Below are 12,504 nucleotides of genomic sequence, written 5' to 3'. Positions count from 1 at the left end.
ACACTAAATTTTTCGTTTTATTCGATAAACATACGCTAGAATTTCAGCTACTGCTTTGAAAAACTCATCAGGTATTCTGTCGCCAATCTCAACTTGATCGTACATACTTCGAGCTAATGGGCGATTTTCTACCATAACAATCTCATTTTCCTTGGCAATAAGCTTTATTTTTTGTGCAATAAAATCCGCACCTTTGGCAACCACTACAGGGGCATCCATTTGACCATCTTCGTACTTCAATGCAATGGCATAGTGAGTCGGATTCGTAATAACAACATCCGCATTTGGAACTTCCTGCATCATACGACGCATGGCCATTTCACGTTGCCTTTGTTTTATCCGAGATTTTACAACCGGATCCCCTTCGGAATTTTTATATTCATCTTTAATGTCTTGTTTAGACATTTTAAGATTTTTTTCAAAGTCATACTTCTGATAAAAATAGTCCAATATAGAAACGAACAGTAAAACAAAAGACGCTGCAATTCCCATCATCACAGTTAAATATGAAACTGTAGATAACGTATCCCATGCAGTTTTAAAAGAAAGCGAAAGAACATTCTCAAGATTCATCCATAAAATAACGACGGTTACTGAACCAATTAAAGAAATTTTTAAAACTGATTTGATTAACTCAATAATAGCTCGTAATGAAAAGATTCGTTTTAGACCTTTTATAGGATCTAATTTTTTAAGATCCATTTTCAACGGTTCAGTCGTAAATAGCAGCCCAAACTGAAAGAAATTGGCAGCTACTGCTGCAACCATTGCAACTAACATAATCGGTAAAAGAATGAAGCCCATTTCCATTAATACATCTGAATAGATTTCCATCACTAACTCGACTGATAGACTATCAATTAATACATAGCGATTAAACGTTTGATAGAAAAAGGAAAAAATTCGGTCTCTCATAAATCCGGCACCAAATAGTAAAAATAAAAAAACGGACAATAACACAATAGCGCTAGTTACATCTTGGCTTTTTAAAACTTGTCCTTTTTTACGTTGGTCCTGTCTCTTTTTAGGTGTAGCTTTTTCGGTCTTTTCACCAGCGAAGAACTGTAAATTCAAATGTAACCGATTCAAGTTATCCACCACCTAAGATGATCATTAGATCACGCATGCTTAAAATCATAATTTCAAATAAATTCTTTATGACATTCATCATGACACCCATCATCACGATTAACACTAAGAAACTAACACCGATTTTGATAGGAAAACCAACTACGAAAATGTTTAATTGAGGAACTGTTCTTGCTGTTATCCCTAGCGCAATATCCACTAAAAATAAGGTTGCGACAATTGGAATCGACATTTGAAATGCGATTGCAAACACAGCTGTAAAAGTTCTCATAATAAATTCTGCAAAACCTGGTTCTCCAAAAGGCGGCCAAACAAATTCCATAGGTACAAATTGATAACTATAGAAGATACCATCCAATAACAAATGGTGGGCATTTAGTGCGAGCATTAACAATAAGGCAAGCGTATTGAAAAATTGACCAAGTAATGGACTTTGTGCACCCGTTTGGGGATCGATGATATTCGCAATCGCAAACCCCATTTGGAAGTCCACAAAACTCCCGGCAATTTGAACAGCGGTCAAAATTATGTAAGCGAGTAAACCAATAAATAATCCAACAATAACTTCTTTTGCAACTAAAAATAAATAGTCGCCATTGAATTCAAAGGGTTCAACATCCATCGTGTAATACATCATCCATGAGAGCATGACTGCAAAAGCGATCCGATGACTTGCAGGAATTGTTCGATGTGAGAATAACGGTAAAATAACAAAGAAAGCAGATACTCTTGCAATAATTAATAAAAGGACGGTAACACTTGGCAATATTTGCTCCATAGACTCAACCAATGTATCGTATCAAATTCTCAAAAATATCCTGTGAATAACTCAGAATTTGAGTTAACATCCAAGGACCGAAGAATACGATTCCTAGCAAGACAGCCACGATTTTTGGAACAAATGCTAACGTTTGTTCTTGAATTTGTGTGGTTGCTTGAAAAATACTAACCAACAAACCAGTAACAAGCGCAAGAATTAGTAAGGGTCCTGAAGTTAAAAGGACAACCCAAATTGCTCGCTCTGCTATCGCAATAACCATTTCACCCGTCATATGGATTCATCCCCTAAAAGCTTTGAAGCAAAGATTTCATTACTAAGTACCAACCATCAACTAACACAAACAATAAAATTTTAAATGGCAATGAAATCATTACCGGTGGTAACATCATCATCCCCATTGACATTAAAACACTGGCTACAACCATATCTATAACTAAAAATGGAATGAAGATCATAAAGCCAATTTGAAAAGCGGTTTTTATTTCACTTAACGCAAAAGCCGGAACCATAATCGTTAAGGGAATCTCTTCGATTGATGCTGGTTGCTCAGCACCTGTATAACTTAAAAACAGCTCTAAATCTTTCTGTCTCGTATGTTCACTCATAAAATCTTTGAATGGACCACTTGCACGTGTATAAGCTTCTTCTAACGTGATATCTTCATCAAATAAAGGTGTCAATGCGTTCTCATTCACTTCTTGTAACGTTGGTGACATGATAAAGAATGTCAAAAACAATGAAAGCCCAATGATGACTTGGTTCGGTGGCATTTGCTGAGTAGCGAGTGCCGTCCTTACAAATGATAGTACAATGACAATTCGAGCAAATGATGTCATTAATATCAAAATACTAGGCGCTAAAGAAAGAACCGTAAGAAGGAGCATAAGCTTGATGGAAGTAGAAACACTTGAAGCATCACTATTCGCAAATAAATCAACAAATTCGTTCATTGGCGATCGTTCTCCTTCTTCTTCCAATCACGTAAACCGTTAGAACGGTCTGACTTGATTTCATTTAAGCGGTTTTTAAAAATTTGATCGAATTTACCCGAAGACTGATCATTTGTCGAGTTTTTCGAGTAGTTTTGTTTGAAGCGATTTACAATTTCCACAATATACGGAATTTGAGATGTTATTTCTTGTTTTTGATTATAGAAAGTTAACATTTTTTCCTTTTCTTCAGGATCAGTAATTTCTTTTAATATCGAAATATCTTCTCCTACACCAACTAAAACGAGTGAATCACCAATCTGTAAAAGCTGAACCGATTTATGCTGACCTAGTGAAAGTCCACCTAAATTTTGGATCAACTGATGTTGTTGATACTGTCGATTTTTACTGTTGATGAATTTCAAAACTCCATATAATAATGCCAAAACAAACAATAATCCTAAAACCATTTTGATATAATCCCAAGCAGACAAACTAACAGCTGCCGTCTCAGGTGTAGTTTCGGCAGCTGGCGGGTCATCTTGATCACAGGATTCAGGATTTTCGATGCATTGTTTAATATTGGCGTTCGGATTCGTAGATGCATCCATTGGTGCCGAACCTATTAACAATAATAGAAACGCACACAATATAGTGACAATACTTTTTTTAAATCCCAAGTGAATCATGTTCATTCGATTACCCTATCGCTTTTTGAATAGCTTCTATTACACGATCAGCTTGGAAAGGTTTCACGATGAAATCTTTTGCACCTGCTTGAATAGCATCAATAACCATCGCTTGTTGACCCATTGCAGAACACATAATAACGATTGCTGAAGGATCTTTTTCTTTGATTGATTTTAATGCTGCAATCCCATCCATTTCAGGCATTGTGATATCCATAGTAACTAAATCAGGTTTAAGTTCATGATATTTTTCAATGGCTTGTACACCGTCAGCAGCTTCCCCAACAACTTCAAATCCATTTTTCGATAAAATATCTTTAATCATCATACGCATAAATGCTGCATCGTCTACTATTAAAATTCTTTTTGACATAACGTGATTCCTCCAGTAATGGTCTATCGTAAATTATTTAATCGATCTGCTTGGCTAACAATGTCCGTAATACGAACACCGAAGTTTTCATCAATGACAACAACTTCACCTTTTGCTACTAATCGAGCGTTTACTAAAATATCAACAGGTTCACCAGCAAGTTTATCTAACTCAATGACTGACCCACTTGTAAGTTCAAGAATTTCTTTAACAGATCGTTTCGTTCGTCCTAGCTCAACCGTTACTTGCAAAGGAATATCAAGAAGCATATTCAAGTTTCGCGATTCAGATTGTGTTAATTGATTTGACTCAAAGCTCGCAAATTGGGCCTGTTGAACATTGACCGGTGCTTGCGGTGGTCTTTGAGGCATTGCCTGCGGTTGCGCATATTGCGGCTGTGCGTATTGCGGCTCTGCAAATTGAGGTTGCTGATAGGCTGCTGGTGTTTCTTGATAAGCAGGTTCTTGCATTACTGGTGCAGTTTGAACAGGAGGTTCAGCCACACTAGTTGCCGCAACTTCCTCATCATCTTCACCCATTAACCCTTTTACAAGTTTTTGACTGAACTTCAATGGCAGCAATTGCATAATATTCGAGTCAATTAATTCCCCGATTTTTAAACGGAAACTTACTTTAACGAGCAAGTCATCTTCTGGTAACTTATCTAATCCTTCTTCTTCTTTAAAGTTAAGTAAATCAATCGAAGGAGGTGAAATATCTACTTTCTTGTTAAATACTGTGGACATGGAAGTCGCAGCAGAACCCATCATTTGGTTCATCGCTTCTTGAACAGCACTTAATTGGATCTCGCTTAAGTCTGGACTCGGTGAAAGACCATCTCCACCTAGCATTAAGTCAGCAATTATCGCAGCATCCGATTGTTTAATGACTAATAAATTCATACCTATTAAACCAGCAGTATATTGTACTTGAACTGCTACATACGGATGTGGGAATTCATCTTCAAGACGATTACGATTAATCATACTAATTGTAGGTGTTGTAATTTCTACTTTTTGACCTAATAAAGCCGATAGCGCTGTTGCAGAACTACCAAATGAAATATTGCCAATTTCTCCTAAAGCATCTTGTGCAAAAGCATCTAAATAATCTTCTACTACGATGTCATCTTGAGTCGACGGCTGAGTTTTTGGTTCAATTGGTTCTCCTCTAAGTAAGGCTTCAATTTCTTCTTGGGAGAGCATGTCATCACTCATCATTCTCGTCTCCTCCTTTCAATGGTTCAATCACTTGTATAGCCATTCGTTTCTTCAACTTACCTGGTTGAACAGAAAATTTAGGTACATCACCTATTCGAAGAACGAGTGGATCTTCTATTTTCTGATTCAATTGTATAACATCTTGCGGTTGCAGGAGAAGGAAATCTTCAATTGAAATCTCAGTTTTACCTAGCTCAGCAACGATTTGTAAATCTGCTTTTCTAACACGATTCTCTAATATTTCAAGTTGCTCTGGAGATACGGCTTTTTTATTCGTTTGCATCCAGTAACGAACAGAAAGGTTAGGAACAATGGGTTCTAACACAACGTGTGGAATACAGATATTAATCATTCCACTTGTTTCACCAATGATGGTATTAAACGAAATTACGACGACCGTTTCATTTGGTGAAATCATCTGTAAAAATTGAGGATTTACTTCAAGCTCTGTCATAATCGGATCAATATCCGCGACATTTGCCCAAGCTTCTCGTAAATTATCAAACGATCGTTCAAAAAGATTTGTCATTATTTTCGTTTCGATCTCTGTCAAACTATCAACCTTGCTATTACTAACTCCTTGCCCACCCATTAGTCGATCGAGCATGGAGTATGCAATGTTCGGATTAATTTCCATTAAAATATTCCCGTCCAAAGGCGGCACTTCGAAAACATTGATTAATGTCATATTTGGAATAGAACGTATAAATTCTTCAAAAGGAATTTGATCAACGGAAGCTACAGTGATTTGCACGTAAGTTCTAAGTTGAGCTGAGAAAAATGTTGTAAGTAATCGAGCAAAATTTTCGTGTATCCGGGTCAAACTTCGGATTTGGTCTTTTGAGAATCGAAGAGCACGTTTAAAGTCATAAACTTTTACTTTTCGTGTTTCCTCTTCTTTTTTCATCTCATCAGCCGTCATCTCGCCGGTAGAAAGAGCAGACAATAACGCATCTATCTCGGATTGTGATAACACATCTCCAGCCATTTTCCCCACCTCCTATCAAAAGCTTTTCTTTATTGGATAATGTAAGAGGTTATGTACACTTGTTGCACTTCACCGTCATGCATTAGTTCGTTAATCTGAAGCTTTAAAGCATTTTCAAATGTTTGCTTACCTTCTTTACCTTCTAAATCAGCAGCACTCATTTCTGATAATTCTTGAATCACGATATTTTTCACCTGGAAATCACGTTTTGTTAATTCCTCAGCTGCTTCCACACTGTCTGTTTGAATCTTAAGTGACAAGCGAATAAAATCATCTGCAGATAAATTCGTTGTAATTTCAGGTACATCAACCGAAGACTCAATAATTTCATCAATGGTTGGCCCTTCAGCTTCCCCATCCTTATTAAACTGCATGACTAGTATGAGAGCAACAACCCCAATAAGGGTAATAGAAACTAAAATAATGAGCATAATCGTTAATAACTTATTCTTCATCTTTATCACCTCTTAAATGGGGGTTAGATAATAACTGAACTTGCTTGTAAAAATGAATAATCTTTTCATGAACTTCTTGTTCACTTTCCAATGCGACATACTTTCTACCTGTTGTTAAGGTAATCGTAGTGTCTGGAAATGACTCAATTGTTTCTATGTATAAAGCGTTTAAAGAAAACGCTTTGCCATTAAGGCGAGTTAATTCAATCATTGGTAAGGGCCGGGCTCACATGGAGTCGGCCCAACCCCCCTCTACAATGAATTTATCCATCTAGTTTATCGTTTTAAGTTTACTAACTCTTGCAAGATTTCATCTGAAGTTGTAATGATACGTGTATTTGCTTGGAAACCACGTTGAGCCACGATCATTTCAGTGAATTCTTCTGAAAGGTCAACGTTGGACATTTCTAGGAAACCAGACTGGACGCCACCAAGACCATCAGTAAGAGGTGCAGCACCAGCCAAAGGAGTAGGATCTCCAGATGCTGGAGATTTTTCAAAGTAGTTTGCACCTGTTTTCGTTAGTCCCCCACTATTAGGGAATTTAACTAACATAATTTGTCCAGCTGTTCTTAAGTTCCCACCAACATCCACAAATGTTACTGAACCGTCTTGACCAATTGACATACTTTGTGCATCCGTTGGAATTTTAATAGGCTTGGCAGGATTAGATGGAATAGTTGGATCAGCTGCAGATGGTGTAGTTCCAACTAAATATTTACCATCTCCATTAACTATAAAACCTCTACTATCCATGTAGAAATTTCCTGCTCGTGAAAATAGTCTTCCTGTTGCATATCCAGTTGGATCTGTAGTAGCTGAACCTCCAGCACCATCTGCTAATTGGAAGAAGCCATCACCAGATATAGCTAGGTCCAAAACTCGTCCAGTAGATTGCAATGAACCGCCTGTATGAATCGTATCAATTGAAGCTACTTGTGAACCTAAACCAACTTGTTTCGGGTTAACCCCACCTCGAGTTGCAGTAGCAGCTGAAGCTCCAGAAGTAGTTTGAGAAATCATATCTTTAAATACAGTACGGCCTTTTTTAAATCCGTAAGTATTTACGTTAGAAATGTTGTTACCAATTACATCTAATTTTGTTTGAAAGTTTTTTAACCCGCTTATACCTGAATACATTGAACGTAACATTTGTTAGTTCCTCCTTAGAATTGTGTGTCTGCTTCATTCGATCCACAGCACATTGGCATCCTCTTCTAGGTCCTGCCATTTAGTTTAATAAAATCGTTCCATCGATGTTCGTAAATAGTTGGTCTTTCGCTTCCATGCGATCCATTGCTGTAATAACGGTTGCGTTTTTAGCGCTTACGATTAGTGCAGCTTGTTCCATCAAGACAAGTGAGTCTTTCACACCTTTTTTTCGAGCTTCAAATACTTTGTCAGAGACACGTTGCCATTCTTGATCAGTAATCTGAATGTTTCTCTCTGCTAGTCGTTCAGAAGCGTGTTTGCTCACTTTCAACTCTTGCTTATCCGTGGCTATGTGTAACTGTTGTAAGAAAGATTGTTTAGGTGGCAATGCCGGTTTGGTGCTTAATTTTTGACGAACAGTTGTTGGTTGCAGTGGAACGCGTTGAATAGTCAATTTGTCCATTGCGAATCTCCGTTCCTTATTGGCTTATACTTGAGAATTGATCAGAGGATACTTTCGATCCATCTGCTAAAATATATTGAATCTTTCCATCTTTGTTTGAAACAGATACGACTTCGCCTGACTTCTCAGTTTCTCCATCGGTGTATCCAATTGTTTTACCTATTAACATACTAGCTTCAACTAAGTTATTAGTCGTTGCACCGCTTGAAAGTACTTCAGAGATATTTCCTGGATTAATTACTTTCCCATCAGTTAAAGTGAATTCGACTGAACCATCAACAAATTTAACTGATTTGATTGATCCTAAGCCTTCATTAACAACTGGTTTATTATCTGCGTCTAACTCTTCAGTTAGTTCATGCCATTTCACTTGTTTCCCAACAAACGTATTGTATTGAATTAATTGAGTTTGTTGCTGACCTGAAGCGAATTTTTCAAATGCTTGTGTCATGTTCGTCATTTGTTCTAATGATGAAAATTGAGCCATTTGAGCAATGAATTCATTATCTTTCATTGGGTTTGTCGGATCTTGATTTTGTAATTGAGCCATTAAGATTTTTAAGAACTCATCTTTACCAAGTTGACTGTTCCCTGTTTTACGTTCATCTGGCTTTTGAGCTAAATACATATTGCTTGTGATTTTATTCATATCAGCCAAAATTACGCCTCCAATTCCATTAAGAATTCACGGAACGAAATTTGCTCCGGAGTTTCTTCTTGATCTTGCTGTTCTTGTTCTTGTTGCTGTTGTTTTAACGACTGACCAAATTGCTGTTGTTTGTCATTCTTGCTTGAGTCTTGAAGAGCTTGTGTGACATCAATACGATCTACTTGTACGTTGGCATTAGCAAAGGCTGACTTCAATTGATGAAGTTGACTATCTAACATCTCCTTACCAAGCGATGTATTCGCGAGCATTCGTGCGGTCATAATGCCGTCTTTTTGAACTAATTCTACTCGGATTGTTCCAAGATGTTCAGGGTACATTTTGATTAACATTTTCGTCATACCACCGGTCTTCCCAAATTGTGATCGGTTTAATAACGCTTGAAATTCCTTAATTAATGCTTCTGATTGTACAGCTTTAGCAACCGGTAAGTTTACCGTTACAGTTTCTGTTTTCACTTGCGTATTTAACCCGACAGTTACTGTTTGAGTAGTCGTTTCAGTTACTTTTGATGCAGTTTGAGTTTGAGTAACTGTAGATGTTTCAGTTAGTTTTTCAGGAGTCATACTCTTTGCAAAGTTAATTGAAAGCGATTGGAATGATTGTCCTTTTGAGAAACCATGTTGAGATGAGTTTGCATTCATTAATTTTTCAAGTTGTGATGATAAGGATTGCATCAATTCTTTTAAATTAAATACAGCTAACTCTTGTTTTAAAAGTAAATCAGTTTTTGGTGCAGCCAGTTCAGCTCCCTTTAAGAATTGAAGGACAGTTGCAGCTTGTTGTGGTGGTACTTTCCCAACACCTTCAAGTGATTCCATCACAGACTTCAAAAAGGTTGATGCATGTAAATCAATTTGACCAAGTAATTCCCACAAGTCATTCGTTTTCACTTCTTGACCTATCAATTCTTCAATCGAAGCCTTTAGTTCATCTTCATTCAATTCTAGTAAACTAGCTAACTTCTCAAATGTCATTGGACCTGATATATCTAAATCCTCAACATTTAAGTCTATTGACTTCAATAAACCTTCTAAAGAATCCACTTGTAAGAGTGAGGCCACTTCACCTAAACTCTCAGATGATTGATCGGTAACAGGCGTTTTCACTTCTTGAGAATTCTGTTTAACCGAAAATTGATTAAAGACTGCTCCGAATGCTTCATTCTTCTTGAATTCTGAAGATGTTTTAGCTGTCGATGAATTGGACGTTTGTGAGCTTACACGATTGGCTGATGCTGAGTTTCCTTGAATCGGTAGTGCTTTGCTTGCGACGATGTTCATTTATTCACCTCCTTTCAATGAGTTGACTTTTATTGCTTAGACATCAGTTCTGTATATTTGGCAGCTTGTTCAGGCGTCATTTTTTCTAAGATACCCGCTAATATATCGGGTTTTAGATTGGTTAAGATTCGTAGTGCTTCTGCATCACTCATATTATTTAAGACTGGCGCAGCAGATTTGGATGACATTTGCTCAAATGTTGCCACTATTTCATCAAAGTCTCGTTTCGTGTCATCTTTTTGACGTTTTAAAAGTTCAATTTCTTCAAGAAGTCGCTCTTGTTCAATGAGCAATCCTTCTTTTTCAGAAGCGGAAGAATCTAGTTGCGTTTGTAGTTGAACGATTTGTGCTTCTTTTTCTTGAATTTGTGCTTGAAGTGTAACAACCTTTTCTTCAAATACAAGTTGTTCTTCTTCAACTGAATCGACATTTTCTTCAGATTCACCATTCGTCAACTTAGTTACGGATTCAAAAACGTTTATATTCGTCAGTTGGGCGATGATAAGTATAACGGCAAGTCCAAATAAAACAGGAATGAAAAACAGCATAAAGAGTTTTTTTAAAAACCCTGTTTTTTCAGATTCAACTGCAATTGTTCCTTGTTTAATTGTTGGTTTCGTTGGTTTTGCCATTTTTATCACCTAGTTTCTTTCCTGCTATATGTAAGAGAAGATAATTCATCTAATCGATTCATTTCCAGTCGATCTTGCTCTGCATTAAATGCACCTAAATCTTTTTCTTTCATCTTTTCGTACTTGCGAACTTCTAATGTCTTTTCAACTAGCTTTTCTTCATGCCAGTTCATTTTAGATCTTGCTTGTACTACTTTTTGTTGCATATCAGCAATTGACCGTTCTAAACCACTGATGAATCTCGAGAAATGATGGATGTCATCAACCGTTGATCCAATTGTCATTCTCTCTTGTTGGTTTTCAAGAACGTCTTCTTTCTTTTTCAACATGTCGTATAACCTGGTCGCAACATCTTCAAAGTGTCGGACTGAATCTTTAAAAGCTAGTTCCATTTCATTTTTTTCTTGGTCTCTAACGACCAGAACATTTTCAAATCGATAATGATAAGCTGTCATTTGCTTGCACTCCCATTTGCTAACGTAATGATTTGGTCTACACTTTCATCCATATGAATTTTATCAAGATACCCTTGCTTCAAGTATTCTGTGATTAAAGGTTCATATTGAATGGCTTCATCAATTTCTTTTGACGTCCCACGTTTGTATGCACCGATGTTAATTAAATCCTCAGATTTGTTATATGTGTAATACAAATTCCTTAACTTCTCTGCGGCTTTAACGTGATCGTCATCTGAAATGTGATTCATAAGTCGGCTAACACTTTTTAATACATTAATCGCTGGATACTGACCTTTATTCGCTAATGTACGATCGAGAACAATATGTCCATCAAGTATTCCTCGAACTGCATCAGCAATTGGTTCATTCATATCGTCACCGTCAACTAAAACTGTGTAAAATGCGGTAATAGACCCGTGTTCATTCGTCCCTGTGCGCTCGAGAAGCTTCGGTAATATGGCGAATACTGAAGGGGTATAACCTCTTGTTGCAGGCGGTTCTCCAACAGCTAGGCCGATTTCTCGTTGAGCCATTGCCACACGTGTGACAGAGTCCATCATCAACATGACGTTTAAGCCTCGGTCTCTAAAATATTCCGCAATCGCAGTCGCTGTGAATGCACCTTTGATACGCATTAAAGCCGGTTGGTCTGATGTTGCAGCAACTACAATTGAACGTTTAAGTCCTTCAGGTCCTAAATCTCTTTCAATGAATTCTCGAACTTCACGACCACGCTCACCAATAAGTGCGATTACGTTTAAATCAGCTTTTGTATTTCTTGCGATCATACCAAGCAATGTACTTTTCCCAACACCAGATCCTGCAAATATCCCGACACGCTGCCCGTTACCAACTGTTAACATGCCGTCAATGGCTTTGACACCTACTTCAAGCTTTTCATGGATGGGTGGTCTAGTTAATGGATTCGGCGGATCTTGTTCTGTCCATGTTGTGATTAACCCTTTAGGTAACGAACTACCATCAATAGGTTCACCCATTGAATCTAATACTTTCCCAATTAATGCAGGTCCCACTTTAATCTCAAGTGGCTTTCCAGTTCCTTCGACTAAACATCCAATCGAAATTTCACGAATATTTGTATATGGCATTAAAACAACAATTTCATCTCGAAATCCAACTACTTCAGCTTTCATGATGGATACACCACCACGAGAGCTTGGCACGTGAATAAAACAAACATCCCCTATTGAACTTTCAGGACCTTGAGATTCAATCATCAATCCAATTACACGTTTCACGCGACCATATTTCTTAAACGTCGTCATATGTGGAATATGTTCAGATAGTTGATCGGCTCTCATAAT

Annotated in this window: 17 protein-coding genes; all 17 read right to left on the bottom strand. The window is 37.3% G+C overall.

The window, feature by feature from the left end:
• Positions 1-3: 3 nt before the first annotated feature.
• On the bottom strand, positions 4-1,089 hold the full coding sequence (flhB, locus tag ACHUE4_RS00900) for a flagellar biosynthesis protein FlhB (protein ID WP_394187389.1): 1,086 nt from the start codon (positions 1,087-1,089) through the stop codon (positions 4-6).
• Position 1,090: 1 nt separating this feature from the next.
• The gene (gene fliR, locus ACHUE4_RS00895) at positions 1,091-1,867 is read right to left on the bottom strand and encodes a flagellar biosynthetic protein FliR (RefSeq protein ID WP_394187388.1); all 777 of its coding nucleotides are present in this window, start codon (positions 1,865-1,867) and stop codon (positions 1,091-1,093) included.
• A 4-nt stretch (positions 1,868-1,871) separates the two neighbouring features.
• Positions 1,872-2,141: a flagellar biosynthesis protein FliQ gene (fliQ, locus tag ACHUE4_RS00890; protein WP_394187386.1), complete on the bottom strand. Its 270-nt coding sequence runs from the start codon at positions 2,139-2,141 to the stop codon at positions 1,872-1,874.
• A 13-nt stretch (positions 2,142-2,154) separates the two neighbouring features.
• Positions 2,155-2,820, bottom strand: coding sequence for a flagellar type III secretion system pore protein FliP (fliP, locus tag ACHUE4_RS00885; protein ID WP_394187385.1), 666 nt, complete (start codon positions 2,818-2,820; stop codon positions 2,155-2,157).
• Positions 2,817-3,494, bottom strand: a complete 678-nt coding sequence (locus tag ACHUE4_RS00880; RefSeq protein WP_394187384.1) for a flagellar biosynthetic protein FliO — start codon at positions 3,492-3,494, stop codon at positions 2,817-2,819. Before ACHUE4_RS00880 ends, fliP begins: the two co-directional genes overlap by 4 nt.
• 4 nt (positions 3,495-3,498) lie before the next feature.
• Positions 3,499-3,861 carry a response regulator gene (locus tag ACHUE4_RS00875; RefSeq protein ID WP_394187383.1) on the bottom strand — a complete coding sequence of 121 codons (363 nt, stop codon included), beginning with the start codon at positions 3,859-3,861 and terminating at the stop codon, positions 3,499-3,501.
• Between the two features lie 23 nt (positions 3,862-3,884).
• Positions 3,885-5,078 carry a flagellar motor switch phosphatase FliY gene (gene fliY, locus ACHUE4_RS00870; protein ID WP_394187552.1) on the bottom strand — a complete coding sequence of 398 codons (1,194 nt, stop codon included), beginning with the start codon at positions 5,076-5,078 and terminating at the stop codon, positions 3,885-3,887.
• Positions 5,071-6,069 (bottom strand): flagellar motor switch protein FliM, encoded by a 999-nt coding sequence (gene fliM / locus ACHUE4_RS00865; protein ID WP_394187382.1) that lies wholly within the window; start codon positions 6,067-6,069, stop codon positions 5,071-5,073. The genes fliY and fliM overlap by 8 nt, the downstream gene beginning before the upstream one ends.
• Before the next feature lie 29 nt (positions 6,070-6,098).
• Positions 6,099-6,524, bottom strand: a complete 426-nt coding sequence (fliL, locus tag ACHUE4_RS00860; protein ID WP_394187381.1) for a flagellar basal body-associated protein FliL — start codon at positions 6,522-6,524, stop codon at positions 6,099-6,101.
• The gene (locus ACHUE4_RS00855) at positions 6,514-6,735 is read right to left on the bottom strand and encodes a flagellar FlbD family protein (protein WP_394187380.1); all 222 of its coding nucleotides are present in this window, start codon (positions 6,733-6,735) and stop codon (positions 6,514-6,516) included. The genes fliL and ACHUE4_RS00855 overlap by 11 nt, the downstream gene beginning before the upstream one ends.
• Positions 6,736-6,800: 65 nt before the next feature.
• A complete protein-coding gene (gene flgG / locus ACHUE4_RS00850) occupies positions 6,801-7,676 on the bottom strand; it encodes a flagellar basal body rod protein FlgG (protein ID WP_394187379.1) in 876 nt (291 codons plus the stop codon).
• A 79-nt stretch (positions 7,677-7,755) separates the two neighbouring features.
• On the bottom strand, positions 7,756-8,139 hold the full coding sequence (locus tag ACHUE4_RS00845; RefSeq protein WP_394187378.1) for a TIGR02530 family flagellar biosynthesis protein: 384 nt from the start codon (positions 8,137-8,139) through the stop codon (positions 7,756-7,758).
• Between the two features lie 16 nt (positions 8,140-8,155).
• Positions 8,156-8,788: a flagellar hook assembly protein FlgD gene (flgD, locus tag ACHUE4_RS00840; protein ID WP_394187551.1), complete on the bottom strand. Its 633-nt coding sequence runs from the start codon at positions 8,786-8,788 to the stop codon at positions 8,156-8,158.
• An 11-nt stretch (positions 8,789-8,799) separates the two neighbouring features.
• Positions 8,800-10,089: a flagellar hook-length control protein FliK gene (locus tag ACHUE4_RS00835; protein WP_394187377.1), complete on the bottom strand. Its 1,290-nt coding sequence runs from the start codon at positions 10,087-10,089 to the stop codon at positions 8,800-8,802.
• A gap of 29 nt (positions 10,090-10,118) precedes the next feature.
• Positions 10,119-10,721: a MotE family protein gene (locus tag ACHUE4_RS00830; RefSeq protein ID WP_394187376.1), complete on the bottom strand. Its 603-nt coding sequence runs from the start codon at positions 10,719-10,721 to the stop codon at positions 10,119-10,121.
• A gap of 5 nt (positions 10,722-10,726) precedes the next feature.
• On the bottom strand, positions 10,727-11,176 hold the full coding sequence (fliJ, locus tag ACHUE4_RS00825; RefSeq protein WP_394187375.1) for a flagellar export protein FliJ: 450 nt from the start codon (positions 11,174-11,176) through the stop codon (positions 10,727-10,729).
• Positions 11,173-12,501, bottom strand: coding sequence for a flagellar protein export ATPase FliI (gene fliI, locus ACHUE4_RS00820; protein ID WP_394187374.1), 1,329 nt, complete (start codon positions 12,499-12,501; stop codon positions 11,173-11,175). Before fliI ends, fliJ begins: the two co-directional genes overlap by 4 nt.
• Positions 12,502-12,504 lie beyond the last annotated feature (3 nt).

The organism is Paenisporosarcina quisquiliarum (assembly GCF_043641925.1).
Taxonomy (GTDB): Bacteria; Bacillota; Bacilli; order Bacillales_A; family Planococcaceae; genus Paenisporosarcina; species Paenisporosarcina quisquiliarum_A.
This window is presented reverse-complemented; position numbering and strand designations above follow the sequence as displayed.